Source organism: Microvirga lenta (assembly GCF_020532555.1).
Classification (GTDB): Bacteria; Pseudomonadota; Alphaproteobacteria; order Rhizobiales; family Beijerinckiaceae; genus Microvirga; species Microvirga lenta.
The window spans coordinates 183,689-210,463 of the sequence record NZ_JAJBBR010000008.1; the positions used below are offsets into that span (position 1 = coordinate 183,689).

A 26,775-nucleotide genomic window follows, 5' to 3' on the forward strand; every position below is an offset into this window, starting at 1 on the left:
TCTACTCTGCCGGAGTCGAGGCAAGACAGACTTTTCATGACCGACGCAGGAGCGCGCCTCCTGCGTCGTCTTTCTTCGAACTCGGAACCGGAAGCCCGCCGCGTCCTTTGACAGGACGGACGATTGCGGAGACTTCCATGTCGAGAACGCTGACGACGGAGCTTGCGAGCGGCGCCATGGCCGGAGCGGCCGCGGTGTGGGTCATGGACCGGGCCGATTGGCTCATGGTGGCCTACGAGGACCCGGCCGCCTGGAGCCGGACCAAGGAGGTCCGCCCGAACCACAAGGATCCCGCCCACAACATGGCCGGCATGGCCGCCGAAGCGGTCGGCACCGAGCCCCCGCCGGAGCCGCATCCCGCAGGTCTCGCCATCCATTACGCCCTCGGGATGGGACCGGCGGCCGTGTACAGCACCCTGCGCGAGCACGTTCCCGGCGGCGTCGTCGGCCGCGGGGCCCTGCTGGGCCTCGGCATGTTCATGATCGAGGACGAGGTCCTCAACCCGGTCCTCGGCACAGCCGCTCCCCCGCAGCGCTATCCCTGGCAGGCTCATGCCCGCAGCGTCGTCGCCCACCTCGTCTTCGGCATCGCCACCGAAGCCATGCTGAGCCTCCTCGACAGGTCCCGCCACCCGGGCCGCTCGAAACGAAGCGCGCAGAACCGCTCCCGCCGACCCGCCTGAGCGGCCATTCGAACGAAAAGGGGCGCCACCGGCGCCCCTTCTCTCCGATAATCTCAGACCGCCCTACTCCGCGGCGAGCGGGGCCGGACGTTCCCGGGAATTACGCTCCTGCTTGATCAGCTCGGAGGTGAGGAAGGCGATTTCCAGCGCCTGCTCGGCATTGAGGCGCGGATCGCAATAGGTGTGGTAGCGGTCGGAGAGGTCCGCATCGGTGAGCGCCCGCGCGCCGCCGGTGCATTCCGTCACGTTCTTGCCGGTCATCTCCAGGTGGATGCCGCCCGCATGAGTCCCCTCGGCGCGGTGAACCGCGAAGAAGTCCCGCACCTCGCCCATGATCCGCTCGAACGGACGGGTCTTGTAGCCGGAACCCGCCTTGATGGTGTTGCCGTGCATGGGATCGCACGACCACACCACCGTGCGGCCTTCCGCCTTCACGGCCCGCACGAGGGCGGGCAGGTGCTCGAACACCTTGTCGGCGCCGAAGCGGCAGATGAGGGTGAGGCGGCCGGCCTCGTTCTCCGGGTTGAGCTGGTCGATGAGGCGCAGCAGACCGTCCGCCGTGAGGGACGGGCCGCATTTGAGGCCGATCGGGTTCCTGATGCCGCGCATGTATTCCACATGGGCATGGTCGGGCTGGCGCGTGCGGTCGCCGATCCAGAGCATGTGGCCCGAGGTGGCGTACCAGTCGCCGGTGGTGGAATCGACCCGGGTCATGGCCTCCTCGTAGCCGAGGAGGAGCGCTTCGTGGCTGGTGTAGAAATCCGTCTGGCGCATCTCGGGATGCGTCTCCGGATCGATGCCGATGGCGCGCATGAACTCGATGCTCTCGGTGATGCGCTCCGCCAGCTCGCTGTAGCGCGAGGATTGCGGCGAATCCTTCACGAAGCCGAGCATCCAGCGATGGGCGTTCTCGAGATTGGCGTAGCCGCCCGTCGCGAAGGCGCGCAGCAGGTTGAGCGTCGCGGCCGACTGGCGATAGGCCTCGGTCTGGCGGCGCGGATCGGGAATGCGCGACTCGGGCGTGAAGTCGATGTCGTTGATGATGTCGCCCCGATAGCTCGGCAGCGACACGCCGTCCACGGTCTCGGTGTCGGAGGAGCGCGGCTTGGCGAACTGGCCGGCGGAGCGGCCGATCTTCACCACGGGCGAGCCGCCCGCATAGGTCATCACCACCGCCATCTGCAGGAACAGGCGGAAGAAATCGCGGATGTTGTCGGCGGAATGCTCGGCGAAGCTCTCGGCGCAGTCCCCGCCCTGGAGCAGGAAAGCCTCGCCGGCCGCCACCTTGGCCAGGCTCCGCTTCAGCTTGCGCGCCTCGCCTGCAAAAACGAGCGGGGGAAAGCCCGCGAGCTGCTGCTCGACGTTCTTCAGCGCCTCAGGGTCCGGATAGGCCGGAACCTGCTGGATCGGCTTGTTTCTCCAGCTCGTCGGCGTCCACCGCTCGGTCATGACACATACCCCCGTGTCTCTCGAATCCTCATCGTGCACCGCAACAAGCGGCACGAAAGGGCACCTATACACGACATAAACAAAAAGGCGAGTGCGGAGGAAGGACGCGTTGGCGCAGTCTACTTATGCGCTGGGGCGCGGGGCGGCGCGGCGCCCCGCCGGGTCATGCCGCCAGATCGAGGCGAAGCGGCTGGAGACGACGGCTTTGCAGGTGAAAAGGCCCCTTCAGGCGGGGCGGCCGGTTCATCCGTTTCAACGAATAGGGCTTCGGCGGCTCTCCCAAAGGGACACCCAGAGGGAACCCAGGCCTATGGCGACGGCAATCACCGGAATACCCAGGTAAACATAGGCTTTAAACATAGGCTTCCAGGAGAGTCATGGCTGCGCTCACTTCACCACCCTGAGAGCGGCGAGCCTGCGGCGCTGCTTGCGGTTGAGCCCTGCCGATCCGGTTGGCGGGGCGGTCGCGAACGGCACCGGCGTCTCGTTCACGGCCATGGCCTGCTCGTCCTCGTCGCGCAGCTCCGCAATCCAGGCGGGCGTGAACGGCACCTCGTCGACGGAGATCACCCAGTCGTGCTGGAACGCGGCGTCCAGGGGCGTGCCGCCCGGCCAGGGGGTGGCGTCGAAGCGCCGGCCGTCCGCCGCGATCAGGGCGCCGTCCTGTTCGATGGTGTAATTCTGGTGTCGCAGCACCCGGGCGAGGCTCCAACCCTCATACGTGCCGTCCGCCCGGCGCTGGGCGGTGCAGACGATGCCGGCGCGCACCACGGCTTTGTGCGGCAGGCCGTCGCGGTCGGTGAACAGCACCGTCACCGGCGCGTCCTCGTCCGAGCCGAGCACCGCCCCGGTCCTGGCGCGCACCGGCACCGGGCCTGTCTTGCGCTCCTCGACGAGGGCGCGGTCACGGCGTAGCACCTCGACGATCTTGAGCCACTCGCCGTTGTCGGACAGCACCACGTGGCCCGGCGTCATGCGCAGGCCGCGCAGGTCGACGATCTGCCTGGCGGTGTTGCGGAAGGTGCGGCGCACGCGGGCCGGGCGCTTGGCGCCCATGCCGTTATTGGCCTTCGGATCGAAGGCCATGACCCAGTCGCCCGGCACGATGTCCTGGATCGGCTTCCCAGATTCGTCCGCCATCTCGATCGGCGTATCCGCGAGGAAGCAGTGGGGCTGGAGGGTGGAGCCCAGCCGGTCCCAGGTCGCGGCCCGGATGCTCAGGATGGTTTCCACATCGAGGAGCAGGACGCCCTGCCCGGGAATGGGTAGCGTGGTGGAGAGGGGCGGCTGAAGCCCCATGACCACAGCAAGCGTTTCAATGACCGCGTTGCTGTTGCTGATCCCTATCGAACGGGGGGTCGAGAACACGCCGAAAGGAGGGTAGCCGATATCGCGAGCGTTGATGGCAGTAACAGCCAATTCGGCAGCCGCCATCATGGACATGACTTCCTCGCGCGGCCCGCTGAACAGAACATCCGACAGACTTGTAGGATCATAGTTTTCTGAAATGCCGTCATTCGCAGCGGCTTTGATATTATCATGGACTGAGGTGCCCATCGGCTTGAATTCACCATCCGGCCCATAGGACAACCCTTCATATGAACGGACAATGTCTCCGTCAGCGTTTCGAACGCTAATGATGCCGTGAGCCCCAACACCTCCAATGGGCCTATTGGAGTATTCGACACTCCAATTATCGTTATCGCTCATTTACCCCCCCCGCTCAACGAAATATCCATCGCTTGAATTCTACATTTATTTTCGGACACCCCTTCGGAGCCAAATCGACAACAAAATGCCATTCACGCCTCGATTTGTTCCCTGTTAACACGCTTCAATAGGTCCAAGTTCTTGTGGTCGTACAGACATATCCTTTACAGATGAAATTGGCTTCTAACAGTTCTCTTCGATCTTTTTTATTGCAGAACTTCACGATGAACGGCTTTACATCTCGTACGACATATTCTTCTACTTCTTGGAGGCGACTCCATTTTAGAATTCGATCGAACGGGGTATCGATCGCATCGCTTTCAATCTCATAGAGCTGCGCGTGCGCTGGAGTCGCGACAGACGTAAGCACCATAGCCATCGCGAAAAAGCCGCTCTTCGTGAGACTAGCCGATATCACTCGCCGATTTTCGAACGTTGATAACGCCATAAATTCCGGCTCCTCCGAATAGATTTTCAGGGGCATTCAACGATCCCATCGCTCATGCATTATGGACTGAACAAGAGAGGTCGCAAACAATCTGACGTACATTTAATGTTACATCTCGCAGTGGATGATTGTTTATCTTGTCGACCATGGAATCGATCACTGATCTTACCTCAGTCAGCACACTCCGATCATAGGTTACTTGAATGCCAGCCATTGCATCACTCTTTCAATGTGACGTTGTCGTACAAATGCAAGTACAGAAGCTCGCCGAAGCGCGCGGATCCTTGTGGAGGGTGCTCAATTATTCGGAGGAGCGCATTGCTCTCGGTCGCCAGCCGTCTCACCCGGCCCTGGAACACGTCCGCATCCCCGGATGATGGCCCTCTGCACCTGTAGATCGGCTTCCTCCCTGGACGCTCATATTGAGACAGGGAGATCGATACAGCGGGCAATGAGGAGCCTCGCGCAGATCCAGATCTGATCAGTCGATAGCTTTCGTAAACACCGCCGCCACACTCCTTCAGCTTGTCGTCGCCTGGAAACTTCGACAACTTCAGGAATGGATCCGCATTGCGGCAGTAGATTGCTTCGTCCGAGGGAATCCTGACGAAGCCAATGACCTGACCGCTGACGCCACGCCTCAACACGATCCTGCATGTGCCGGAGCATGGCCTCTGCCCCTCGAACGTAAAAGTGATGTCGGGCTTGGGACCGAACCGGGGCCCCGATGGGGACGAACGGATCGGATAGAGCGGCGTCAGAATGGCAGGGTCGGGGCCGCATATTTCCGCAGGTGCAGCGACAACTTTCGCGCTCGCCAGAACCGCAAGCATAGCAGCTAATACCGTAGCGGCTCTCCTCCTGCGCCGGATAGCACAAGTCAGGTTCGACCTCAGAAAACCGAACCGTCGGCTCCAAGGGCTCAACGGATGAAAAAGGGATTTCATCATGCAACCACCTATTGCATGATAATCACTCATAACAACCCTTCATCCATAGAGGCTCGCTCGACGTGCTGTCGAACAGACGTTCGATCAGCCCAAAAAAGCGAGCCCCTACCCCACCGCCACCGGCCGCTTGACGACCGCGGGGGTGCGCATGGTCACCAGTTCCTCCGAGGCGGTCGGGTGGACCGCGACGGTGCGGTCGAAATCGGCCTTGGTGGCCCCCATGGTGACGGCGACGCCTGCGAGCTGGATCATCTCGCCCGCGTCGTGGCCGACGATGTGGACGCCCACCACCCTGTCGGTGGCCTTGTCGACGATGAGCTTCATGAGCATCCGCTCATGGGCGCCGGACAGGGTCGCCTTCATGGGGCGGAAGGCGGTCTTGTAGACGTCGATGTCGCCGTAGCGGGCCCAGGCCGCCGCCTCGCTGCAGCCGATCACGCCGATCTCGGGGGTCGAGAACACGGCCGTAGGGATCAGGTCGTGGTCCACGATGGTGGGCCTGTCGCCGAAGACCGTGTCGGCGAAGGCGTGGCCCTCGCGGATGGCGATGGGCGTGAGATTGGCCCGGTTGGTCACGTCGCCCACCGCGTAGATCGACGGGATGAGGGTCTGGGAATAGGAATCGACCGGAATCGCCCCGACCTCGTCGACGGTGATGCCGACCTTTTCCAGCCCGAGCCCCTTGGTGTTGGGGCGCCGCCCGGTGGCGACGAGCACCTGGTCGACCGTGACCACGGATCCGTCCGACAGGGTGGCGGCGATGCCGTCGGGCGTCCTGTCCAGGCGCTGCGCGGTCCGGCCCAGGGCGAGATTGATGCCGCGCTGGGCATAGGACGCGCCGAGGGCGTCGCGGACGTCGTCGTCGAAGCCGCGCAGGAGCTTGTCGCCCCGGTGCAGGAGCGTCACCTCGCTCCCGAGGCCGGCGAAGACGCCGGCGAATTCCACCGCGATATAGCCGCCGCCGACGATCATGATCCGCTTCGGCTGCTCTTTCAAATGAAAGACCTCGTTGGAGGTGATGCCGAGCTCGCCGCCGGGGATGACCGGCTCCAGGGTCGGATGCGCGCCCACCGCCACGAGGATGTAGCGCGCCCGGATGCGTTCGCCGGTCTTGAGGACGTGCACCGTGTGCGGGTCCTCGATCACGGCGCGGCTGTCGACGACCGTCACGCCGGATCGCTCCAGGTTGGTGCGGTAGATGCCCTCGAGCCGGTCGATCTCCTTGTCCTTGTTGCGGATCAGGGTGGCCCAGTCGAAGGTGGCGTCGCCCACGTCCCAGCCGAAGCCCGCCGCCTCCTCGAATTCGAGGGAGAAGCGGCTGGCATAGACCATGAGCTTCTTGGGCACGCAGCCGCGGATCACGCAGGTGCCGCCGACCCGGTATTCCTCCGCGATCATCACCTTGGCGCCGTAGCTCGCGGCGATGCGCGCGGCGCGCACGCCGCCGGACCCGGCGCCGATGACGAAGAGGTCCACATCGAATTGGCTCATGGCATTGTCTCCAGCCGGGTTTTGCGAAAAGCGAGCATCCAGACGATAGCGGCTCCGAGGGAGGCCGCCCACCATCCCTGCCAGGCCCCGTGCCCGACCATGGAAACCGCCGCCGCTCCGGCGAACAGCGCCATGGAGAGGCTCATGACGAGGCGGGACTGGCGGCGGATGGCGCGCAGGACGAGAAGCAGGATCACGAGGGCCAGGAACGCGCCCACGGCGCCGAGTTCGGTCCAGACCTGAAGCGGGGTGCTGTGCGGATGGCCGATGGCGAGCATCCGCCGCATCTGCGGCGGCACCTTCCGGGCCACGCGGGTCTCGCGGATGCGCGGGCTCACGCCGAAGCCGGCGCCCAGCACCGGCTGCTGGCGGACCGCCGCGCTGAAGCTGCGCCAGAGATCAACCCGCTCCCGGGTGTGATGGTCCGCCATCCGCTCGTGCATGGAGGGGGTGATCAGGCTGTCGCCGATGGGGCCGAGGAACGGAGCCGTCGCCATGGCAACGACACAGGCGCCGGCTGCGAGCCACCCGGTGAGCCTGGGGAAAAGCCAGGCGATCAGGAAGACGGGCGCGACGACCAGGAGCCCGAGAAGCGCGGCGCCGCTGTCCGAATGGGCCAGGGCCGTCGCGAAGGCGAGGCCGATCCCGGCGCTCCAGGCCCAGCCGTGGCGTCCCGAGCCCGCGAGCCAGGCCAGGAGCGGCAGCATCAGGACCAGAAGCGTCAGGGTCGGGCGGTTGAAGATGAAGGTGTTCGCCCGCATCCCCAGGCTTTGGCGCAGGGCGAGCCCGGTGCGCAGCTCGACCACGATCAGGAGGCACGCCGCGGCGGTCGAGGCGGCGAGCAGCCAGAACGCGGCGCGGGTCATCCGTCGCGGCAGGACCAGCGCGACCGTGAAAGCGGAGGCGACCGGGATCCAGAGTTCGCCCAGGGTGAAGAGCGACAGGCTCTTGAACGGGCTCCATCCGATGGAGATCGCCGACCAGGCGAGAAAGGCCAGGATTGCCAGCCCAAGGGGGGATTTCAGGGCGGTCAGCGCCTCGCGCCCCACCTGCCGCAGCCGCCCCTCGGCTGCCACGGCGCCGAGGGCGCACAGGGCGCTCACGGCCAGGAAGGCCGGGCTCGACCGGTGGGCGATGGTCATGCCGAGAGGCATGACGGCAAGCGCCGCCATCGCCACCTGCCACAGGATGCCCGCCAGCCGGGAGCCGGCATTAGGCAGGGCCCGCTCGGCCGATGCGGTTTCGAGAATGCTCATGGCGAGGCTCTTACGCGAAGGTTCGCTGGCGATAAAGACGGGAAGCGCGCTTGCCGCCCCTCGCTTGGGCCTTTACCGTTCGCCGCAGGACGTGCTTTTAGAGAGCCATCCATCACAGGCGTAAACGGAGGAAACAACATGAGCCAGTATCGCAAAGGTCTCTGGCGCAGCGCACTCGCTGCGGCGGCGGTCGTCGGCTTCGTCACGACGGCAGCGGCTCAGATGGAGCTGAAGATCATGGCCCCGGCGGCGCCGGGCGGCGGCTGGGACCAGACCGCCCGCTCCATGCAGCAGGCCCTGACCCAGGCGGGCATCGCCAAGAGCGTGCAGGTGACCAACGTTCCGGGCGCCGGCGGCTCCATCGGCATCGCCCAGCTCGTCAACAACGCCAAGGGCGACGGCAACCAGCTCATGGTCATGGGCTACGTCATGGTCGGCGCGCTGCTCACCAACAACTCGCCCGTGACCCTCGACCAGACGACGCCCATCGCCCGCCTGACGGCGGAATACGAGGCCATCGTCGTTCCGGCCAATTCGCCGATCAAGACCGCCAAGGAACTGGCCGAGGCCGTGAAGGCCGATCCGGCGAAGGTGACCTGGGCCGGCGGCTCGGCAGGCGGCGTCGACCACATCGCGGCGGCTCTCTTCGCCAAGGCCGCGGGCGCGGACCCGACCAAGATCAACTACATCCCCTTCTCCGGCGGCGGCGAGGCCCTGGCGGCCATCCTCGGCGGCAAGGTCACGGCGGGCATCTCCGGCTACGGCGAGTTCGAAAGCCAGATCAAGGCCGGCAAGCTGCGCCTTCTCGGCCTGACCTCCCCGGCCGACAAGGCGACCCCCGACAAGCCTTCCCTCACGGCGGAGGGCGTGAACCTCGAGATCGCCAACTGGCGCGCGGTCGTTGCGCCTCCCGGCCTCACCGACGAGGAGAAGAAGGCCCTCACCGACGCCATGGACCGCATGGCCAAGTCGAACGAGTGGCAGAGCATCCTGAAGGCCAAGGGCTGGGAGGATTCCTACGTGTCCGGGGACGCCTTCGCGAAGATCCTGGAACAGGAGCAGGCCCGCACGAAGGAAGTCCTGACCTCCGTCGGCCTCGTGAAGTCCTGATCCCAGCCGGATCCGTCAACACGGAAGCGCCGCGCCCAGCCGCGGCGCTTCCTTTTAAGGAAATGCCATGAACGCCTCGCACCGCCCCGACGTGCCCGGGCTCGTCATCTCGCTCATCCTCTTCGCCTTCGCGGGCCTGATCTGGTGGGACACGACGAATGTGCAGATCGCCTCGGCCTACGGCCCCGGCCCGACCGCCATGCCCTATATCGTGGGCGCCGGAATGCTCCTGATCGCCGTCGGCAATCTCGTGCTGGCCCTGCGCGGCGACTTTCCGGCCCGCGACAGCCTCGACTGGAAGCCCATCCTCCTCATTCTCGGCGGCATGGCGGTTCTGATCGCCCTCATCTCCTATGGCGGCGGCCTCATCCCGGCGACCGGCATCCTCTTCGCCGCCGTGTCGGCGGCCTTCGGGCGACGCGCCTTCGTCACCGACCTGATCATCGGCCTCGTGCTCGGCCTCCTGATCTACGTCCTCTTCTCGAAACTGCTGGCCCTGTCCTTGCCGATGGGTCCGATCGAACGCCTGATCTGAGACCCCGGTCATGGACGCTTTTCTTGCCCTCGCCAACGGCCTGACCATCGCCCTCGAGCCGATGAACCTTCTCTTCGCGCTCATCGGCGTGCTGCTCGGCACCGCCGTGGGCGTGCTGCCCGGCATCGGCCCGGCGCTCACGGTGGCGCTGCTCCTGCCCATCACCTTCCAGCTCGATCCGGGCGGCTCGATCATCATGTTCGCGGGCATCTATTACGGCGGCATGTACGGTGGCTCGACCACGTCGATCCTCATCAACACGCCCGGCGAAAGCGCGTCGATGGTCACGGCGCTGGAGGGCAACAAGATGGCCAAGGCCGGGCGCGGCGGCCCGGCCCTCGCCACCGCCGCCATCGGCTCCTTCGTGGCCGGCACCATCGCCACCATCGGCCTGGCGTTCCTGGCGCCCTACCTGGTGGACATCGCGATCCAGTTCGGGCCCGAGGACTATTTCGCGCTCATGTGCGTGGCCTTCGTGACCGTGTCGGCCACCTTCGGCGATTCCCCCATCCGGGGCCTCACCTCCCTGTTCATCGGGCTGATGCTCGGGCTCGTGGGCATCGACCTGCTCACCGGGCAGGCGCGCATGACCTTCGGGGTTCCCGAACTCCTGGACGGGGTCGAGGTGACCACCCTCGCGGTCGGCCTCTTCGCCATCGGCGAGGCGCTCTACGTCGCCTCCCGCCGCCATATCCAGCAGGAGACGCTCGAACCCGTGCGCGGGTCCCTGTGGATGACGAAGCAGGATTGGGGCCGCTCATGGAAGGCCTGGATCCGCGGCGCCCTGTTCGGCTTCCCCATCGGCGCCCTGCCCGCGGGCGGCGCCGAGATCCCGACCTTCCTGTCCTATTCCACGGAACGGCGCCTGTCGAAGCACCCGGAGGAGTTCGGCACGGGCGCCATCGAGGGCGTGGCCGGCCCCGAGGCCGCCAACAACGCGGCCGCGGCCGGCACCCTGGTGCCGCTCCTGACGCTCGGCCTGCCGACCTCCGCCACCGCCGCCATGATGCTGGCGGGCTTCCAGCAATACGGCCTCAATCCCGGCCCCCTGCTCTTCGCCGAGCGCCCCGATCTCGTCTGGGGCCTCATCGCGAGCCTGTTCATCGCCAACGGCATGCTGCTGGTGCTGAACCTGCCGCTGGTGGGCCTGTGGGTGCGCCTCCTGGCGATCCCGCAGCCCTGGCTCTATGCGGGCATCCTGGTCTTCGCCACCATCGGCACCATCGCGGCCAATCCCTCGCCGGTGGAGCTGATGATGCTGACCGCCTTCGGCGTCCTCGGCTTCATCATGCGCCGCTTCGACTACCCCATCGCCCCGGTGGTGGTCGGCCTGATCCTCGGCCCCATCGCGGAAAGCCAGCTTCGCCGCGCCCTCTCCATCAGCCTCGGCGACCCGATGGTTCTCCTGCAGAGCCCGATCTCGGCGACGCTCCTGGCCATCGCCCTGATCGCCCTGGTCGCGCCCTTCGTGCTCAAGGGCTTGGGCCGGTTCAGGGCGACCGAGGACTAGGCGGTCGATGCGGTACCGTGCGGGATCGGCTGAACGAGCAGGCGGGATTCCGGCCCATGTGCCGGTCCTCGAAACCGAGCGGCTGCGCCTGCGCGGACAGACCATGGCCGATTTCCCGGCCTGCGAGGCCCTGTGGGGCGATCCGGAAACGGTCCGCTTCATCGGCAACGGCACGCCGTCCGGCCGCGAGGAGACCTGGGCCAAGTTCCTGCGCAATGCGGGCCACTGGGCGATGCTCGGCTTCGGCTACTGGATGGTCGAGGAGAAGGCGACCGGCGCCTTCATCGGCCTGATCGGCTTCAGCGACCTGCACCGGGAGATCGAGCCGCCCCTGCCCGACGCTCCCGAAGCCGGCTGGGTGCTGTCCCCCAAGGCGCACGGGAAAGGCTATGCGACGGAGGCCGTTCGCGCCGCCCTCGCCTGGGGCGAAACCCGCTTCGGCAGCCCGCGCTCGGTCTGCCTCATCGCGCCGGACAACGTCCCCTCGCTGCGCGTCGCCGAGAAGTGCGGCTACGCCGAATTCGCCCGCGCCACCTACAAGGAACGCCCGGTCGTCCTTCTCGCCCGCGGAACCTGAGCCATTCGGCCCCGCAAGGGTCGTCGTTGAAGCGCCGGGCGGATCATCCGAGCGCAGCGGAGGCTTCGCGGACCTTCACGGTCGCGGCGCTGACGAGTTCCGCCGCGTGGGCGATCTCGTTCATGTTGCTGCTGATCGAGGACACGCTTCGCGATGCGCCCTGCATGTTCGAGGACATTTCCCGCGTGACGGCGGACTGCTCCTCGACGGCCGCCGAGATGGCGATGGAAATCTCGTTGATGCGCTGGACGGTCGACGTGATCGTTCCGATGGAGGAAATGACCTGTTGCGTCACGTCCTGGGTCTGAGCGATCTGCCCGCCGATTTCCTCGGTGGCCTTCGCCGTCTGGGTAGCGAGGTTCTTGACCTCCGCGGCAACCACCGCGAAGCCACGGCCGGCTTCGCCGGCCCGGGCCGCTTCGATGGTGGCGTTCAGCGCGAGAAGGTTGGTCTGCGAGGCGATGCTGTCGATGAGGGTGATGATCTCCCCGATCTTCTGGGCGGATGCCGCCAGGCCGGATACGACGGCATTCGTCTCCCTCCCCTGCTCCACGGCCTGGGTGGAGATGGCAAGGGCCTGATTGACCTGCACGCCGATCTCGTCGACGGAGGCTGCGAGTTCCTCCGCGCCGGCCGCGACGGCCTGAACGCTCACGGATGTCTCGGTGGATGCCCTCGCAGCCCCTTCCGCCTGGGCCGTGACATCGGCGACGGCCTTCGTGATCCCGGTCAGTTCGGTTGCGATCGACCTCTGGATGTCGGCCCGCCGCATGCGCTCGTTCACCTGCGCCGTGACGTCGGTTGCGAACTTGATGACCTTGTAGGGATGCCCGGCCGCGTCGAAGACCGGATTGTAGGAGGCCTGAATCCAGACCTCCCTGCCGCCCTTGCCGATGCGCCTGTATTCGGCGGCCTGGTACTCGCCGCGTCGGAGCCGCTCCCAGAAATCCCGGTATTCCTGGCTGCCTCGATGCGACGGCTCCACGAACATGCCGTGGTGCCTGCTCCGAACCTCCTCCAGGCGGTAGCCCATCGCGTCCAGGAAGTTCTGGTTGGCGGTCAGGATGTTTCCGTCGAGATCGAACTCGATGACGGCCTGCGACCGGTTGATCGCCTGGATCTGGCCCTCGTACTCGACGGCCTGCAGCTTCTGCCGGGTGATATCGGTGGCGAACTTGATCACCTTGTAGGGCTTTCCGTTCCGGTCGAGGATGGGATTGTAGGAGGCCTGGATCCAGATCTCCCTTCCGCCCTTGCCGAACCGCCTGTACTCGGCCTTCTGGTATTCGCCCCGCTTGAGCGAAGCCCAGAACTCCCGGTATGCGGCGCTCCCCAGCTCTTGGGGATCGACGAACACGCCGTGGTGCTTGCCCTGGATCTCCTCCAGGCGGTAGCCCATCGCGTCCAGGAAGTTCTGGTTCGCATGGATGATGGTGCCATCGAGGCTGAACTCGATGATGGCCTGCGACCGGTTCAGGGCCTCAAGCTTTCCAGCCCCCTCGCGGCTGGATTGAAACACGAACATTTACGACATCCCCTAGGGTTATTGTCTGTCGTGTCCTTTGCGCCAGGATTTCGGAAGGACCGAAGGACACCATGCTGCAGTCTCAGGACGTTCCGCGACTGAGCTGATCTCAAATTGGTCTTCAATTCTTAAGGCACCTTTAAAGCTTCAACCAATCGGCGGCCTCGCCGCGCCGAATGTTTTCCCGATTCTGCAAATCTCTCTTTGCACTTTCGCCGGACGCGCGCGCCGGCGACGCGCTCCTGGAAAGAGCAACCCTCGTCCGGACCGAGGCGCCAAAAAGAAAGGCCCGGTTACCCGGGCCCTTCAAGAGACGCGCGCTGCAGCGTCCTCAGTTCAGCTGGTGGCCGCGCTTGCCCATTTCCGCGCGGGCGCGGATCATGATGTATTCCGACACGTTCTGGGTCCAGGTCGCGAGGTCGCGCACGATGTCGTCGAGGAGAAGCGGCTGCACCTCGACGTACTTCTTGCCGGCCGGGGTGTTGTAGAAGGCCGCCACTTCCTTGAGCTCCGCCTCGGTCATGCGGGCCGCGAAGGCGCGGGCGGCGTTGTCCACCATCTTCTGCTTGTGCTGCTCGACCTCCGGACGGAGGATCGCCACCACCTGCTCGAGGTCCTGCTTGATCTCCGGACGGGTCACGTTCATCTGCTGGAGCTGCGCGAGAAGCGGCTCCGTCATGGCGTCGAACGAGCGGGTCATGCCGGAATTGACGGCGACCTCGCGGGCGAGGGCGAGATGGCTGGCGCTCGGCTCCTGCGCGAAGACGGGGCTCGCCAGCATGAAGAGCGCGGCGGCGGTCGCGGCCAGGCGGGAAGCGTTACGGATCATTAGACTAGGCTCCAATCGCGAAAGATGCCGGTCAGACCTGACCGAGCTCGACAAGCCCCTCCCCGGTCGCGAGGATCGCTCCGGTGGCAAGGCCGAGGAAAAGACCGTGTTCGACGACGCCGGGAATGTTGTTGAGCGTCGAGGCGAGCACGTTCGGTTTTTCGATGCGTCCGAGATGCGCATCGAGGATGAAATGCCCGCCGTCCGTGACGTAGGGCGTTCCGTTTGCGGCATTCCTGAGGCGCAGCTCCCCACTCATGTCGAGGCTGTCCAGGAGCTTCCGGATCGCGGTTTCGGTGACCTTCAGGCCGAAGGGCACCACCTCGATCGGCAGCGGAAAGCGCCCGAGCGTCACCACGCGTTTCGAGCTGTCCGCGATGACGATCATGCGCCGGCTGGCGCTGGCGACGATCTTCTCGCGCAGATGCGCGCCGCCGCCGCCCTTGATGAGGCGCAGCTCCTCGTCGATCTCGTCAGCGCCGTCCACCGTGAGATCGAGCTCGGGCGTCTCGTCCAGGGTCGTCAGGGGAATCCCCTCGCGCTGGGCCTGCTCGCGCGTCGCCTCCGAGGTCGGCACGCCGACCACCGCGAGGCCGTCCCGAACCCGCTGCCCCAGGGCCGCGACGAAATGCTTCGCCGTCGATCCGGTGCCGAGACCGACCCTCATCCCGTCGGTGACGAGGGCGGCCGCCCGTTCGCCTGCTGCGCGCTTGAGATCGTCGCTCACGAAGTCCTCTCTGTTTGAATCGTTGCGGCGGGGCCGGTTCGCCCCGCTCTTACACGGAAGGGTGGATGGAAGAAAGAACGTTTCACCTCTGCGAAACGAGGGGGCCGGCGGCCCTCACGGACGCTGCGGCGAGGCCCCGGTGCCCGGACGCACGGACGGCGTCGCGGCGGATTCGGGGGTCGACACCGCCTTGGACGGGCTGGCCTGCGGGGTGCACACCACCCGCTCCTCGAACACGTAGCAGATGCTCATCTCGCCCGTCCGGTAGTTGACCCGGAAGACGCCGCCTTCCCGCTCGTGCCGGGAGGCGACGAGACCGTATTCGCTGGGAGCCTGGGGCCCCGCGCCCTCCCCGCCCGTGAAGCAGAGCGTCACCCCAATCGTGCCTTCTTGCAGACCATACTGGCAGGAGCTGACCTCGCCGGTGATCCGGTCGATTCGGTAGATCCGGTTGAGATCGGTCTGCGGCGCGGGCACGAAATCATAAGGTGCGGCCACGGCCGGGAGGGACAGGCCCCCCAGCAGAACGGCCGCAGAAAGAAACGCTGCAGAATCAACGATCCGCATTCATCACTCCATCGGGTAAGAACGAATCAACCATAAACACCATACCATCCCCAGGCTTGATTCCCTTGCCCGCAGCAGGTAGCCGACCTCCATGCCCATTCATACCCCGCCCATCGCCGTCTTCGATCTCGACGGCACCCTCGCCGATACGGCCGGAGACCTCGTCGGCACCCTGAACGTGATCCTCGAACGGGAGGACCTGGCGCCCCTGCCCGTGGAACAGGCGCGCGACATGATCGGCGCCGGAGCGCGGGCTCTGATCGAGCGCGGCTTCCATGCCGCCGGCAAGGAGCTGACGCCCGACCATCTCGACGGGCTCTATCAGCAGTTCATGATTCATTATGGGGAGAATATCTGCGTCAAAACGCAGCTCTTCCCCGGCGTCCTGGGCGCTCTCGACCGCCTGGAGGAGGCCGGCTTCATCCTGGCGGTCTGCACGAACAAGGTGGAAGAGCACTCGGTGAAGCTCCTGGACGAGCTGGGCATCGGCCACCGCTTCGCGGCCAATTGCGGCCGGGACACCTTCCCGTACTTCAAGCCGGACCCGCGCCACCTGACCCTGACCATCGAGCGGGCCGGCGGCCATCCGGGCCGGGCCGTCATGGTGGGGGATTCGCGCACGGACATCGTGACGGCGCAGAATGCCCGCATCCCGGTGATCGCGGTGCCCTTCGGCTATACGGAGGTGCCCGTGCAGGAGTTGGGCCCCGACCTGGTCATCGAGCATTTCGACGAGCTCTTCGCCGCCGTCCACAACGTCATGAAGCCGATCGCGGCCTGAAAGGGCCGCGGCGCATCCCTCGTGTTCCGGGCCGGAACACGAATATGTGAAGCTTGAGCTGTCAGGAAGGAAATGGTGGGCGCGACAGGGATTGAACCTGTGACCCTTCGCGTGTGAAGCGAATGCTCTCCCGCTGAGCTACGCGCCCTGACAAGGGCCTTCTAGTGTCCTTAAACCCCTGGCGTCAAGCCAAAGAATCCGAAATCGACGCGACAAATTTTTCCGGCTCCGAATTGTGGCAGCGCGGCTTTAACCGCTCGCTTACGACGTGGCGAAAATAAGGCAGTCGGAGCCTAGGATTCTATTACAGAATCCTGATAGGGATTGGATCCGAAACGCGGCTGTTGCGTTTAGCACCTACAAAACCTGCACCAAACTTGATGATTTCGAGGCAATAATGGGACGCACTCACGCTGCCCTCTCCGGGCTTGCTTGCGCCTTCGCCGTCCTGGCGACGCCGGCTTACGCCATCACCGCGATCGATCCGCTCACCCGCCAGCCCCTCTACAGCACCGATGAATCGCTGGAAGCCCAGGCTGCGCCGGTCCCGCGGCAGGTCGTATCGTTCAACGGCCGCTATGCGCCGGGCACCATCGTGGTCTCCACCAGCGAGCGGCGCCTCTACTACGTGCTCGGCAACGGACAGGCGATCCAGTACGGCGTCGGCGTGGGCCGTCCCGGCTTCACCTGGTCGGGCTCCCATTCCATCACCATGAAGCGCGAATGGCCGGATTGGCGTCCGCCGGCGGCCATGCTCAAGCGCCGTCCCGACCTGCCCCGCCACATGGAAGGCGGCCCGGACAACCCGCTCGGCGCCCGCGCGCTCTATATCGGCAGCACGATCTACCGCATCCACGGCTCGAACGAGCCCGAGACCATCGGCGAGGCGGTGTCCTCCGGCTGCATCCGCATGACCAACGAGGACGTGATCGACCTCTACAACCGGGCCAAGGTCGGCTCCCGGGTCATCGTCCAGCGCTGAGTTCGCAATCCACCACGGTCATTCCGGGGCGAGCGTAGCGAGAGCCCGGAACCCATAGTCGCTGACGGTGAAGGAACAGGGCGGCGAACGTTCGTCCCGATTCTCTGCGTTCGGGCGGTTTATGGGTTCCGGGCTCCGCCTTTGGCGGCCCCGGAATGACAACGTCACCGCCGATCCCGCGACAGCCCCTTCGCCGCGAGTTCGTCGAGATAGGCCTGCCACCGCTCGGCCTGCTCGCTTCCGAGCCTGTAGAGATAGTCCCAGCCGTAGATCCCCGTATCGTGCATGTCGTCGAAGACGAGCTTCACGGCGTAATTGCCGATGGGCTCGACGCCGATGATCTCCACGTTGCGCTTGCCGGGCACGGTCTTGCGTTCGGACGGGCCGTGCCCCTGGACTTCCGCCGAGGGGCTCGTCACTCTCAGATACTCCGCCGGGAGATCGAAGCCGGCGCCGTCGTCGAAGGCGATGCGCAAGGACCGTTTGTCCCTGGCGAGGCGGAGTTCGGTGGGCCAGCGCTCGGACATGGTGGGAGACCCCTTCCTGTTTCGTGATTTGACGCTAGCTGCGCGAGAACTACCTTTAAGGCAAGCTCCGGCCGCGACAACGACAAGGATGAGCCCACGAATGCGGGGAACCCCGATCCCGATGCCTCCCGGTTCCGACCGCGCCCTGCTCGACCCGTTCGGCCGGGCGATCACGTATCTGCGCGTCTCGGTGACGGATCGCTGCGATTTCCGCTGCGTCTATTGCATGTCCGAGGACATGGCGTTCCTGCCCAAGCGCGACCTTCTCACGCTGGAGGAGCTGGACCGCATCTGCTCCACCTTCGTCCGCCAGGGGGTGCGCAAGCTGCGGATCACCGGCGGCGAGCCGCTGGTGCGCCGGGACATCATGTCCCTGTTCCGCTCGCTCTCCCGCCATCTCGCCTCGGGAGCGCTCGACGAGCTCACCGTGACGACGAACGGCTCGCAGCTCGCGCGCCATGCGCAGGAGCTCGCGGCCTGCGGCGTCAAGCGGATCAACGTGTCCATCGACACGCTCGACGCCGACAAGTTCCGCCGCATCACCCGCTGGGGCGACCTGTCCAAGGTCATGGCCGGGCTCGACGCCGCGCAGGCCGCGGGGCTGAAGGTCAAGATCAACACGGTCGCGCTCAAGGGCGTGAACGAGGACGAGATCGAGACGCTCATCGAATGGGCCCATGGGCGCGGCATGGACCTCACCCTCATCGAGGTGATGCCCCTGGGCGAGATCGAGGAGCAGCGCATCGACCAGTTCCTGCCGCTCTCGACCGTCCGCGCGCGCCTTGCCGCCCGCTACACCCTCGACGACCTGGCCGAGCGCACGGGGGGACCCGCGCGCTACGTCCGCATCCGCGAGACGGGCGGCAAGCTCGGTTTCATCACGCCGATGACCCACAATTTCTGCGAAAGCTGCAACCGCGTGCGGCTGACCTGCACGGGCCAGCTCTTCATGTGCCTCGGACAGGAGGACGCCGCCGACCTGCGCGCGCCGGTGCGGGCCTCGGAGGACGACGCAGCCCTCGAACGGGCCATCGTCGACGCCATCGCCCGCAAGCCGAAGGGCCACGACTTCATCATCGACCGGCGCCATTCCCGCCCCGCGGTCGGCCGCCACATGAGCATGACGGGCGGCTAGGGCCTCCGCGTTCAGGTGAACCAAAGGCGCCCCTCCTCGATTGAGAAGCGAGACGGAGGGTCGCCATGATGAAATCGCCTTGGACGCGCTGGGGAATCGTGCTGGGCTTCGCCCTCGGCGGCTTCTTCGACGGAATCCTGCTCCATCAGATCCTGCAATGGCACCACCTGCTGAGCCTCGTGCCCGGCATCGACGACCTGCGCCTGCAGGTGCTCTGGGATGGCTATTTCCACGCCCTCATGTATGTGATCGCGGCCCTGGGGCTGTGGGGCCTCTGGCGGGCTCACAGGAGTGCCGAGGAAGACTGGGGCTCCCGGCTCCTGGGCGCGCTCGCGGTCGGCTTCGGCACCTGGCACGTCGTCGACAGCATCCTGTCGCACTGGGTGCTCGGCATCCACCGCATCAGGCTCGACAGCCCCGATCCGCTCCTGTGGGACCTGATCTGGTTCGGAGCCTTCGGCCTCGTTCCCCTCGCCGCCGGCTGGCTGCTCCTGCGGCGCGAGCGTCCCTGGATGGAGCGGTCCGGCGCCTCCACCATCTTTGTCCTCCTCCTCGGTGCGCTGACCGCGGGCGCGGGCGCCTGGGCCCTGCGGCCTCCCGGCGACCAGCCGTATACGACCGTGGTCTTCCGGCCGGGCTACGGGCCGGGACAGGTGTTCTCGGCCCTCGCCGCCGCGGATGCGCGGCTCGTCTGGTCAGACCCGGCCATGGGCGTCGTCGTGGTCAGCGTCGCGCCCGAGCGCCGGTGGAGCTTCTACGGCCGCGGGGCGCTTCTCGTGAGCGGCTCGGGCCTGCCGGCCGGCTGCTTCGACTGGAGCAGGGTCTAGAGCCCCAAAGCCTCGAAGGCAGCGCCAAAGTCACTCAGGCGCGCCTCGATTGACTGTTGCCGCCAATAGGGGAATATCGCGCCGGATATTGGGGCGGGCTGATCGTGAACCTTTTGAATTTCGGGCGAAAACTGGCGCTGGTCGCGCTTGCCGCCGTCCTGGGCGCGGGCCCTCCCGCCATGGCGCAGGACAGGCCGGTGATCCGCGTCGCCGTCGAGGGCGCCTATCCGCCCTTCAACTACATCGAGAACAACGAGCTCCAGGGCTTCGAGGTCGATCTGCTCAAGGCCCTGTGCGAGGTCATGAAGGTGCTGTGCGTGCCGGTGGCCCATCAATGGGACGGCATCGTCCGCGGACTGCTCAATCGCGAGTACGACGCGATCATGTCGTCGCTGGAGATCAACGAGCGGCGCAAGAAGCGGATCGCCTTCTCGATCCCCTATTACCGCATCCCGGCCATCTTCATCGGCCCCAAGGAGACCCCGGCCGGACAGGTCTCCCCCGAGGCGCTGGCGGGCAAGAAGATCGGCACCGCCGACCGGAGCGACCACGAGACCTATCTCAAGGAGTTCTACCGGGAATCCGAGATCGAGCTCTACGGCAAGACCGACGAGGCCAATCTGGACCTGCTCGTCGGGCGGCTGGACGCGGTGTTCGGCGACAAGCGCTTCCTCACCAGGTTCCTGGAATCGCGGGAAGGCAGCTGCTGCCATGTCCTGGGAGACGCGCCCGCCAATCCGGCCTACCGGCATCAATCCTACGGCATCGGGCTGCGCCAGGAGGACACGGCGCTCAAGGCGCAGTTCGACAGCGCCATCGCGCAGGTCATGGCGGACGGCACCTACGACCGGATCCGCGCCAAGTATTTTCCCTTCGACATCAAGTAGCGGCGTTTGACCGCAGCGCCGCCGCTCCATAAAAACACGGTGACGAAACGGGAGCAGACGATGGCGAAGGTCGCATTTCTAGGACTGGGCGTGATGGGCTACCCCATGGCGCGGCATCTCAAGGACAAGGGCCACGAGGTCACGGTCTACAACCGCACCGCCGCGAAGGCGGAGAAGTGGGTGTCCGAGAACGGCGGCCGCGCCGCCGCGACGCCGCGGGAAGCGGCCGAGGGCCAGGACATCGTGTTCGCCTGCGTCGGCAACGACGACGACCTGCGCCAGGTGACCCTCGGCGAGGATGGCGCTTTCCAGGGCCTGACGTCCGGTTCGCTCTTCGTCGACCACACCACCGCCTCGGCGGAAGTGGCGCGCGAGCTCTACGCCGCCGCGCAGGACAGGGGCGCCGCCTTCATCGACGCGCCGGTCTCCGGCGGTCAGGCCGGGGCGGAGAACGGCGTTCTCACGGTCATGTGCGGCGGCGACGCGGAGCCTTATTCGAAGGCCGAGCCGGTGATCATGAGCTTCGCCCGCGCCTGCCGCCTGATGGGACCGGCGGGATCCGGCCAGCTCACCAAGATGATCAACCAGATCTGCATCGCGGGCCTCGTGCAGGGCCTCGCCGAAGGCATCCATTTCGGCAAGAAGGCCGGGCTCGACATCGAGGCCGTGCTGGACGTGATCTCGAAGGGCGCCGCCGGCTCCTGGCAAATGGAGAACCGCGGCAAGACCATGAACCAGGGCAAGTTCGACTTCGGCTTCGCCGTGGACTGGATGCGCAAGGACCTGGCCATCGTGCTCGGCGAAGCCCGCAAGAACGGCGCCAGCCTCCCCGCCACGGCGATGATCGACCAGTTCTATGCCGAGGTGCAGAAGATGGGCGGCAACCGCTGGGACACGTCGAGCCTGATCGCCCGGCTCGAACGCTGAACGGCCTTCTCCGTCCACAGAGCGGAACAGCTTCAGGCCACACCTGAAGCTGTTCTTTCATCCGAGAAAGCACGCTTCAGCAGAAGTCATATGAAACGTTATTTAATAACAAGTACTATAAAAGCAATACTTCTTGAATAAAGTAAAACTGCCCCTTAGAGATTCCGATCGTAAGAATCTGGGGGCATGACGTGGCTAACCTTTATTATAAGGGTCACACCTACACTATCGTTCTGAAAGCCATGGACTGGAACAAGGCGAAAGCCAAGGCCGAGTCTATGGGCGGTCATCTCGTGAAGATCGAATCCTCGTCGGAGAACAAGGCGGTCTTCAACTACGTCAAGGGCGAAGCGAAGTCCTGGAAGACCCATTACCTCGCCTTCGATGGCGGCGGCGCCGAATATCTCTGGATCGGCGCGTCCGACGTGGGCTCCGAGGGCTCCTGGCGTTGGACCGACGGAACGTCGCTCAAATACGCGAACTGGGGCTATGGCGGGGAGCCGGACAACTACAACGGCAATCAGAACGTCGCCGGTCTCGCACTCGAATCCTGGCCTGCGGGCAAGGGCGGCCTCGGCCGCGCCGGGCAGTGGAACGACGTCAATCAGTGGACCAGCCTCTATTCCGTCGTGGAGTTCGACGGCCTCGCCGGCACGCCCCAGGCGGACAAGCTGAAGGGCACCTCCGGATCCAACACCCTCCTCGGCCTGCAGGGCAACGACACGCTCACAGGCGGTCGGGGCAAGGATGCGTTTGTCTTCAACACCAAGCTGAATGCGAAGACCAACGTCGACAAGATCACGGATTTCCGGGTGAAGGACGACACGATCCGCCTGGACGACAGGATCTTCAAGGCGCTGGATGCCGGCAGCCTCTCCCTGGAGGCCTTCCACATCGGCAGCAGGGCGCAGGACGAGGACGACCGGATCATCTACGACAGCCGGAAGGGAGCGCTCTACTACGACCCCGACGGCAACGGCAGCGCGGCTCAGGTCAAGTTCGCGTCTCTCGCCAAGAACCTCAAGATGACGGAAGCGGACTTCTTCGTCATCTGAGCGTCCGCATGTGAGCCGATTGCGCCGATGGCGGGTCCCGCAAGGGATCCGCCTTCTTTTTTGCCCCTTGTTGGGTAGCGGCCCGCGGCCGGCATAGCCCGCATGCCCAGGCTCGTTCCGTCCGAAGGATAGCGCCCGGCGCCCGCCCGATATGCGAGACTGCAGGGAGCCGCACCGGCCCTGCCCGGGGAAGCGGCCTCCCCTCGACGGGGAAAGGGTCTCAACCTTCGATCCGACCCGATGCACGCCAGTCGATAGATCTCAGTCAAAGCGTCTCAGAAACTGTTCAGAAGCGAATGGGGCTCAAAGACCATTGGAGAACGCCATGGCGAAGCGCGCGCTTTATTTCTCGGCCACCACGGAAGAATACGGCACCGAGCTGTACCGGCTCTATCCCTGGAGCAAGAAGCCCATGCTGATCGACATCGATCCGGGGCCGAGCGGTTCCTTCCCGACCGGTTTCGAGGAACTCGGCGGGCGGCTGTATTTCCAGGCCGCCACGGAGGAGTACGGCGGCGAGCTCTACCGTCTTTCCCCGTGGAGCAAGACCCCGACCCTCATCGACATCAATGCCGGTGCGGAAAGCTCGGATCCCTACCAGCTCACCGCCTTCGCGGGGGCGCTCTATTTCGGGGCGACGACGGAGGAGACCGGGACGGAGCTCTACCGGCTAGAGCGCGGCAGCAACACGCCCACCCTCATCGACATCAACCCGGGCATCGGAGGCCCCGGCCCCGACACCTCCGGCTCCGTTCCCACCGACTTCTTCGAGTTCGGCGGCCAGCTCTATTTCCGCGCCTTCACGGACGAGACCGGAAGCGAACTCTACCGGCTCGATCCCGGCAGCACGACGCCCACCCTCATCGAGATCAATCCCGGTTTCGAGAGCTCGTCGCCGGGGCTCCTGAGCGGCTTCACCGAGTACAGGGGCTATCTCTACTTCACGGCCTTCACGGAGGAGACCGGCGAGGAACTCTACCGGCTGGCGCCGGGCAGCGACACGCCGGAGGTCCTCGACATGACGCCGGGGGCGGACAGCTCGTTCCTGGGCTCCTTCAGCGGCATCGTCGGCCTGAGGGGCGACCTCTACTTCGCGGGCTTCTCGCAGGAGACCGGCACGGAACTCTTCCGCCTGCCGGCGGGCGGCGACACGCCGACGATCATCGACATCAATCCCGGCGAGGCGACGTCCTTCGTGGACAATCTCACCGTCGTCAGGGGCCATCTCTACTTCACCGCCACGACGGAGGAGAACGGCACCGAGCTCTACCGCCTGCGGCCCGGCAGCGACACGCCGACCCTGATCGACATCAATCCCGGCGCGGAAAGCTCGACGCCCCTCTCGCTCACCGAGCACAAGGGCAAGCTCTACTTCACGGCCGAGACGGAGGAGAACGGACGGGAGCTCTACCGGGTCTCGCCCTGGAGCGACCGGGCGAAGCTGATCGACGTGAACCGGGGCGCGGAGGATTCCAATCCCTTCGATCTCACATCCGCCAAGGGCAAGCTCTATTTCTCCGCGACCACGGAAGAGACGGGAACCGAACTCTTCACCCTCGCCTGCAACGGCAGGAAGCCCGTGGTCGTCGACATCGACAAGGGCCCGGAGAGTTCCTCGCCCGCCGAGTACTTCATGGTCTGAGGCGCTTCACGGCTGCATCCTCAAAGCCGCAGGGAGCCCCAGCGGGCTCCCTGTATGCGTTCGGCCGCACGCGAAGGCTCGCGCCCTCCTCGCAGATCCTGGCAGGACACCCTAAATCAGCTTCGTCCCGGGCGGCTTTCGAGTGCGCCTCGGTCGCGACGGGCGGCGCCGGGATGCGATGCGAAAGGATGTCTCATGAGCCAAGCCGCCCTTCCGGTCATGTCCGAGCGGAGCCCGGGCATCGCCGTCAGCCGCGCTTCGCCCGTGTCGGTTCTCGGCGCCATGGTGCGCAACCCGCTCGATGCCCTGCCGCCCGAGATCTTCCACGAGCCTCTCGTCTATTCGCGCATCGCCGGCAGCCGGCGCATCCTGATCACCGATCCGGCGCTGATCCACGAAGCCCTGGTGCGCAACGCCGATTCCCAGCTCAAGGGCGACGACATCCGGCGCACCCTCGGCCCTGCCCTCGGCCAGGGATTGCTCACCTCCGACGGGGCGCATTGGCGCTGGCAGCGCCAGTCGGTGGCGCCGGCCTTCCGGCACGAGAGGCTGGTCGGTCTCCTGCCGGCCATGATCGCGGCGGCGGAGCGCACCCGCGACCGCTGGCTCGCGCCCGATGCGGGGCCGGTCGTCGATATCGGCCACGAGATGATGCACACGACCTTCGACATCATCGTGGAGACGATGATGTCGGGTCCCGGCGGGATCGACGTGGCGCGGGTCGAGCGCAGCATCACGGAATACCTGCATCCCACGGGCTGGGTCTTCGCGCTGAGCCTGCTCAAGGCCCCCGAATGGCTGCCCTATCCCGGCCGGCGCAAGGCCGCGGTGGCGGCGGATTATCTGCGCTCCGCCATCATGGCCATGGTCGCCGAGCGCCGCCGCACCGGCGAAGGACGCGAGGACCTGGTGGCCCTGCTGCTGGCGGCGGCCGATCCCGAGACCGGCCGGACCATGAGCGACGAGGAAATCACCGACAACCTCATCACCTTCGTGACCGCCGGACACGAGACCACGGCGCTGGGCCTCGCCTGGACCTTCCACCTGCTCGCCGGGCATCCGGAGCACGAGGCGAAGGCGCTGGCGGAAATCGAGGAGGTCACGGAGGGCGGGGCCGTGCGCCCGGAGCACATCTCCCGGCTGACCTATACCCGCCAGGTCTTCTCGGAGGCGATGCGCCTCTACCCGCCCGCCCCCGTCATCACCCGGACGGCGGCTCGGGACTTCCCGCTCGCCGGCTTCACGGTTCCGGCCGGCACCATCACCGTGGTGCCGATCTACGCGGTGCATCACCACACGAGGCTGTGGAAGGATCCGGAGCGGTTCGATCCGGACCGGTTCTCGCCCGAGCAGGCGAAGGGGCGCCACCGCTATGCCTACATGCCCTTCGGGGCGGGCCCCCGCATCTGCATCGGCAGCGCCTTCGCGACCATGGAGGCGGTCGCGATCCTCGCCGTGCTGCTGAAGGCCGCGCGGCTGAGAAACACGTCCGCCGACACGCCGAAGCCCACCATGAAGGTGACCCTGAGGCCCCTGCGCGAATTGCGCATGAGGGTGGAGCGGCGCGAGGTCCCCGTCAGCGCCGCGTCACCGTGAGATAGACGATGAAGGCGCCGATCCCGACGGCGAGCAGCATCAGCACCATCTGGCGGGTCTCGCCGGTGAAGGCCGCGTCCCGGTACATCTGGGACATCTGGGCGGCGCGCTCCGGGTCGCGGGACATGAAGATCCCGAGCACGATCATCAGGGTGAGAAGGATGAGGATCAGATAATTGGGACGCATGATCGTTCTCCCTTACCGGCCTTCGAACCGGGGCGCGCGCTTCTCGCGGAAGGCGGTGACGCCTTCCATGAAGTCGTGGCTGAAGCCGGCCTGCTGCTGGAGCTTCGCTTCGAGGGCCAGTTGCGTCTCGAGGTCGTTCGAGAGGCTTTCCGCTACCGCCTGCTTGGTCAGCCGGTAGGCGAGGCCCGGCCCCTGCGCGATCCTGGCCGCGAAGGCGGCGACGTCGTCCGCGAAGGTGGCATCCTCGAACACCTTGTAGACGAGCCCCATGCGCTGCGCCTCCTCCGCCGGAACCGGATCGGTGGTCAGCATGAGCGCCAGGGCCCGCTTGGGCCCCACGAGGCGGGGCAGGATCCAGGTGCCGCCCGCATCGGGCACGAGGGCGATCTTGGCGAAGGCCTCCTGCAGATAGGCGGAGCGGGCCGCCACCACCACGTCGCAGGCGAGAGCCACGTTCATGGAGGCGCCCACCGCCGGGCCGTTCAGGGCCGCGACGGTGATCTTGGAATAGTTGGCGAGCTTGAGGACCAGGGGATTGTAGTCGCGGGAGAGAGCCGGCCCGAGGTCGAGGCGCCCGTCCGCATCGCGCGGCAGGTCCTCGGTCAGGTCCTGGCCCGACGAGAAGGCGCGCCCCTCCCCCGTCAGCACGACGACCCGCACCGCCTCGTCGTCCTCCAGCTTCTGCAGGGTCTCCCGCAGTTCCGCATGCATCGTGGCGTTCAGGGCGTTCAGCTTGTCGGGCCGCGCGAGCGCGATGGTCGCGACGGGTCCGTTCACGGTGCAGCGCAGGGTGGTCAAACTCATGAGGTCTCAGCTCCCGACTCGTCGAGCTGGAGCATAGAGGGGAGCGAGACGCGATTAA

26 protein-coding genes and 1 tRNA gene are annotated in these 26,775 nt (G+C 65.9%); 14 read left to right on the top strand and 13 right to left on the bottom strand.

Going from position 1 to position 26,775, the window contains the following annotated elements; genetic code table 11:
• The first annotated feature begins 137 nt into the window (after positions 1-137).
• On the top strand, positions 138-683 hold the full coding sequence (locus LGR44_RS13575; protein WP_226741234.1) for a DUF1440 domain-containing protein: 546 nt from the start codon (positions 138-140) through the stop codon (positions 681-683).
• A 63-nt stretch (positions 684-746) separates the two neighbouring features.
• Here LGR44_RS13575 and LGR44_RS13580 read toward each other — a convergent pair whose 3' ends face one another.
• The 5 genes from LGR44_RS13580 to LGR44_RS13600 form a co-directional block, all read right to left on the bottom strand.
• The gene (locus tag LGR44_RS13580; RefSeq protein WP_226741235.1) at positions 747-2,132 is read right to left on the bottom strand and encodes a class II 3-deoxy-7-phosphoheptulonate synthase; all 1,386 of its coding nucleotides are present in this window, start codon (positions 2,130-2,132) and stop codon (positions 747-749) included.
• Positions 2,133-2,519: 387 nt separating this feature from the next.
• A complete protein-coding gene (locus tag LGR44_RS13585) occupies positions 2,520-3,569 on the bottom strand; it encodes a Hint domain-containing protein (protein WP_226741236.1) in 1,050 nt (349 codons plus the stop codon).
• A gap of 397 nt (positions 3,570-3,966) precedes the next feature.
• Positions 3,967-4,326, bottom strand: coding sequence for a hypothetical protein (locus tag LGR44_RS13590; protein WP_226741237.1), 360 nt, complete (start codon positions 4,324-4,326; stop codon positions 3,967-3,969).
• A gap of 1,019 nt (positions 4,327-5,345) precedes the next feature.
• A complete protein-coding gene (gene gor / locus LGR44_RS13595) occupies positions 5,346-6,731 on the bottom strand; it encodes a glutathione-disulfide reductase (RefSeq protein ID WP_226741238.1) in 1,386 nt (461 codons plus the stop codon).
• On the bottom strand, positions 6,728-7,987 hold the full coding sequence (locus LGR44_RS13600) for an O-antigen ligase family protein (RefSeq protein WP_226741239.1): 1,260 nt from the start codon (positions 7,985-7,987) through the stop codon (positions 6,728-6,730). The genes gor and LGR44_RS13600 overlap by 4 nt, the downstream gene beginning before the upstream one ends.
• Before the next feature lie 138 nt (positions 7,988-8,125).
• On the opposite strand from LGR44_RS13600, the gene LGR44_RS13605 reads away from it, so the two are divergent.
• From LGR44_RS13605 to LGR44_RS13620, 4 genes are all read left to right on the top strand, one after another.
• The gene (locus tag LGR44_RS13605) at positions 8,126-9,097 is read left to right on the top strand and encodes a Bug family tripartite tricarboxylate transporter substrate binding protein (protein ID WP_226741240.1); all 972 of its coding nucleotides are present in this window, start codon (positions 8,126-8,128) and stop codon (positions 9,095-9,097) included.
• Positions 9,098-9,164: 67 nt separating this feature from the next.
• Entirely contained in the window at positions 9,165-9,632 is a 468-nt protein-coding gene (locus LGR44_RS13610) for a tripartite tricarboxylate transporter TctB family protein (RefSeq protein WP_226741241.1), read from the top strand.
• A 10-nt stretch (positions 9,633-9,642) separates the two neighbouring features.
• On the top strand, positions 9,643-11,142 hold the full coding sequence (locus LGR44_RS13615) for a tripartite tricarboxylate transporter permease (protein WP_226741242.1): 1,500 nt from the start codon (positions 9,643-9,645) through the stop codon (positions 11,140-11,142).
• Between the two features lie 7 nt (positions 11,143-11,149).
• Positions 11,150-11,719, top strand: coding sequence for a GNAT family N-acetyltransferase (locus LGR44_RS13620; protein WP_226741243.1), 570 nt, complete (start codon positions 11,150-11,152; stop codon positions 11,717-11,719).
• 43 nt (positions 11,720-11,762) lie between these two features.
• On the opposite strand, the gene LGR44_RS13625 is transcribed toward LGR44_RS13620, so the two are convergent.
• From LGR44_RS13625 to LGR44_RS13640, 4 genes are all read right to left on the bottom strand, one after another.
• Positions 11,763-13,244, bottom strand: a complete 1,482-nt coding sequence (locus LGR44_RS13625; protein ID WP_226741244.1) for a methyl-accepting chemotaxis protein — start codon at positions 13,242-13,244, stop codon at positions 11,763-11,765.
• 331 nt (positions 13,245-13,575) lie between these two features.
• Positions 13,576-14,073 carry a DUF2059 domain-containing protein gene (locus tag LGR44_RS13630; protein ID WP_226741245.1) on the bottom strand — a complete coding sequence of 166 codons (498 nt, stop codon included), beginning with the start codon at positions 14,071-14,073 and terminating at the stop codon, positions 13,576-13,578.
• A gap of 31 nt (positions 14,074-14,104) precedes the next feature.
• Positions 14,105-14,740, bottom strand: a complete 636-nt coding sequence (gene rpiA / locus LGR44_RS13635; RefSeq protein WP_377035228.1) for a ribose-5-phosphate isomerase RpiA — start codon at positions 14,738-14,740, stop codon at positions 14,105-14,107.
• Positions 14,741-14,914: 174 nt separating this feature from the next.
• Positions 14,915-15,367 (bottom strand): hypothetical protein, encoded by a 453-nt coding sequence (locus tag LGR44_RS13640; protein WP_226741247.1) that lies wholly within the window; start codon positions 15,365-15,367, stop codon positions 14,915-14,917.
• A gap of 91 nt (positions 15,368-15,458) precedes the next feature.
• Here LGR44_RS13640 and LGR44_RS13645 point away from each other — a divergent pair, with 91 nt between their 5' ends.
• Positions 15,459-16,148: an HAD family hydrolase gene (locus LGR44_RS13645; protein WP_226741248.1), complete on the top strand. Its 690-nt coding sequence runs from the start codon at positions 15,459-15,461 to the stop codon at positions 16,146-16,148.
• 73 nt (positions 16,149-16,221) lie between these two features.
• Here the strand turns inward: LGR44_RS13645 and LGR44_RS13650 are convergent.
• Positions 16,222-16,296, bottom strand: a tRNA-Val gene (locus LGR44_RS13650).
• Positions 16,297-16,545: 249 nt separating this feature from the next.
• Between LGR44_RS13650 and LGR44_RS13655 the strand changes: the two genes are divergently transcribed.
• Positions 16,546-17,130: a L,D-transpeptidase gene (locus LGR44_RS13655; protein WP_226741249.1), complete on the top strand. Its 585-nt coding sequence runs from the start codon at positions 16,546-16,548 to the stop codon at positions 17,128-17,130.
• 164 nt (positions 17,131-17,294) lie between these two features.
• Here the strand turns inward: LGR44_RS13655 and LGR44_RS13660 are convergent, their stop codons facing one another.
• Positions 17,295-17,657: a gamma-butyrobetaine hydroxylase-like domain-containing protein gene (locus LGR44_RS13660; RefSeq protein WP_226741250.1), complete on the bottom strand. Its 363-nt coding sequence runs from the start codon at positions 17,655-17,657 to the stop codon at positions 17,295-17,297.
• 100 nt (positions 17,658-17,757) lie between these two features.
• Here LGR44_RS13660 and moaA point away from each other — a divergent pair, with 100 nt between their 5' ends.
• The 7 genes from moaA to LGR44_RS13695 all read left to right on the top strand — a co-directional run bounded on the left by moaA (position 17,758) and on the right by LGR44_RS13695 (position 25,726).
• Complete coding sequence (gene moaA / locus LGR44_RS13665; RefSeq protein WP_226741251.1) at positions 17,758-18,792, top strand: GTP 3',8-cyclase MoaA; 1,035 nt, start codon at positions 17,758-17,760, stop codon at positions 18,790-18,792.
• Positions 18,793-18,857: 65 nt separating this feature from the next.
• Positions 18,858-19,619, top strand: a complete 762-nt coding sequence (locus tag LGR44_RS13670) for a DUF2243 domain-containing protein (protein ID WP_226741252.1) — start codon at positions 18,858-18,860, stop codon at positions 19,617-19,619.
• 104 nt (positions 19,620-19,723) lie between these two features.
• Positions 19,724-20,506 carry a transporter substrate-binding domain-containing protein gene (locus LGR44_RS13675; RefSeq protein ID WP_226741253.1) on the top strand — a complete coding sequence of 261 codons (783 nt, stop codon included), beginning with the start codon at positions 19,724-19,726 and terminating at the stop codon, positions 20,504-20,506.
• A gap of 60 nt (positions 20,507-20,566) precedes the next feature.
• Positions 20,567-21,433: an NAD(P)-dependent oxidoreductase gene (locus LGR44_RS13680; RefSeq protein WP_226741254.1), complete on the top strand. Its 867-nt coding sequence runs from the start codon at positions 20,567-20,569 to the stop codon at positions 21,431-21,433.
• 191 nt (positions 21,434-21,624) lie between these two features.
• Positions 21,625-22,488 (top strand): lectin-like protein, encoded by an 864-nt coding sequence (locus LGR44_RS13685; protein ID WP_226741255.1) that lies wholly within the window; start codon positions 21,625-21,627, stop codon positions 22,486-22,488.
• A 325-nt stretch (positions 22,489-22,813) separates the two neighbouring features.
• Entirely contained in the window at positions 22,814-24,130 is a 1,317-nt protein-coding gene (locus LGR44_RS13690; protein WP_226741256.1) for a hypothetical protein, read from the top strand.
• Positions 24,131-24,325: 195 nt separating this feature from the next.
• Positions 24,326-25,726 (top strand): cytochrome P450, encoded by a 1,401-nt coding sequence (locus tag LGR44_RS13695; RefSeq protein WP_404809923.1) that lies wholly within the window; start codon positions 24,326-24,328, stop codon positions 25,724-25,726.
• On the opposite strand, the gene LGR44_RS13700 is transcribed toward LGR44_RS13695, so the two are convergent.
• Together LGR44_RS13700 and LGR44_RS13705 are read right to left on the bottom strand one after the other, a co-directional pair.
• On the bottom strand, positions 25,707-25,913 hold the full coding sequence (locus tag LGR44_RS13700; protein ID WP_226741257.1) for a cupin domain-containing protein: 207 nt from the start codon (positions 25,911-25,913) through the stop codon (positions 25,707-25,709). The genes LGR44_RS13695 and LGR44_RS13700 overlap by 20 nt on opposite strands.
• Before the next feature lie 12 nt (positions 25,914-25,925).
• Positions 25,926-26,717 carry an enoyl-CoA hydratase-related protein gene (locus LGR44_RS13705; RefSeq protein ID WP_226741258.1) on the bottom strand — a complete coding sequence of 264 codons (792 nt, stop codon included), beginning with the start codon at positions 26,715-26,717 and terminating at the stop codon, positions 25,926-25,928.
• Between the last annotated feature and the right edge of the window lie 58 nt (positions 26,718-26,775).

Coding starts and splice junctions, on each gene's coding strand:
- LGR44_RS13575 (WP_226741234.1), top strand. CDS start 138: ATGTCGAGAACGCTGACGACGGAGCTTGCGAGCGGCGCCATGGCCGGA.
- LGR44_RS13580 (WP_226741235.1), bottom strand. CDS start 2,132: ATGACCGAGCGGTGGACGCCGACGAGCTGGAGAAACAAGCCGATCCAG.
- LGR44_RS13585 (WP_226741236.1), bottom strand. CDS start 3,569: ATGATGGCGGCTGCCGAATTGGCTGTTACTGCCATCAACGCTCGCGAT.
- LGR44_RS13590 (WP_226741237.1), bottom strand. CDS start 4,326: ATGCCCCTGAAAATCTATTCGGAGGAGCCGGAATTTATGGCGTTATCA.
- gor (WP_226741238.1), bottom strand. CDS start 6,731: ATGAGCCAATTCGATGTGGACCTCTTCGTCATCGGCGCCGGGTCCGGC.
- LGR44_RS13600 (WP_226741239.1), bottom strand. CDS start 7,987: ATGAGCATTCTCGAAACCGCATCGGCCGAGCGGGCCCTGCCTAATGCC.
- LGR44_RS13605 (WP_226741240.1), top strand. CDS start 8,126: ATGAGCCAGTATCGCAAAGGTCTCTGGCGCAGCGCACTCGCTGCGGCG.
- LGR44_RS13610 (WP_226741241.1), top strand. CDS start 9,165: ATGAACGCCTCGCACCGCCCCGACGTGCCCGGGCTCGTCATCTCGCTC.
- LGR44_RS13615 (WP_226741242.1), top strand. CDS start 9,643: ATGGACGCTTTTCTTGCCCTCGCCAACGGCCTGACCATCGCCCTCGAG.
- LGR44_RS13620 (WP_226741243.1), top strand. CDS start 11,150: ATGCGGTACCGTGCGGGATCGGCTGAACGAGCAGGCGGGATTCCGGCC.
- LGR44_RS13625 (WP_226741244.1), bottom strand. CDS start 13,244: ATGTTCGTGTTTCAATCCAGCCGCGAGGGGGCTGGAAAGCTTGAGGCC.
- LGR44_RS13630 (WP_226741245.1), bottom strand. CDS start 14,073: ATGATCCGTAACGCTTCCCGCCTGGCCGCGACCGCCGCCGCGCTCTTC.
- rpiA (WP_377035228.1), bottom strand. CDS start 14,740: ATGAGGGTCGGTCTCGGCACCGGATCGACGGCGAAGCATTTCGTCGCG.
- LGR44_RS13640 (WP_226741247.1), bottom strand. CDS start 15,367: ATGCGGATCGTTGATTCTGCAGCGTTTCTTTCTGCGGCCGTTCTGCTG.
- LGR44_RS13645 (WP_226741248.1), top strand. CDS start 15,459: ATGCCCATTCATACCCCGCCCATCGCCGTCTTCGATCTCGACGGCACC.
- LGR44_RS13655 (WP_226741249.1), top strand. CDS start 16,546: ATGGGACGCACTCACGCTGCCCTCTCCGGGCTTGCTTGCGCCTTCGCC.
- LGR44_RS13660 (WP_226741250.1), bottom strand. CDS start 17,657: ATGTCCGAGCGCTGGCCCACCGAACTCCGCCTCGCCAGGGACAAACGG.
- moaA (WP_226741251.1), top strand. CDS start 17,758: ATGCGGGGAACCCCGATCCCGATGCCTCCCGGTTCCGACCGCGCCCTG.
- LGR44_RS13670 (WP_226741252.1), top strand. CDS start 18,858: ATGATGAAATCGCCTTGGACGCGCTGGGGAATCGTGCTGGGCTTCGCC.
- LGR44_RS13680 (WP_226741254.1), top strand. CDS start 20,567: ATGGCGAAGGTCGCATTTCTAGGACTGGGCGTGATGGGCTACCCCATG.
- LGR44_RS13690 (WP_226741256.1), top strand. CDS start 22,814: ATGGCGAAGCGCGCGCTTTATTTCTCGGCCACCACGGAAGAATACGGC.
- LGR44_RS13695 (WP_404809923.1), top strand. CDS start 24,326: ATGAGCCAAGCCGCCCTTCCGGTCATGTCCGAGCGGAGCCCGGGCATC.
- LGR44_RS13700 (WP_226741257.1), bottom strand. CDS start 25,913: ATGCGTCCCAATTATCTGATCCTCATCCTTCTCACCCTGATGATCGTG.
- LGR44_RS13705 (WP_226741258.1), bottom strand. CDS start 26,717: ATGAGTTTGACCACCCTGCGCTGCACCGTGAACGGACCCGTCGCGACC.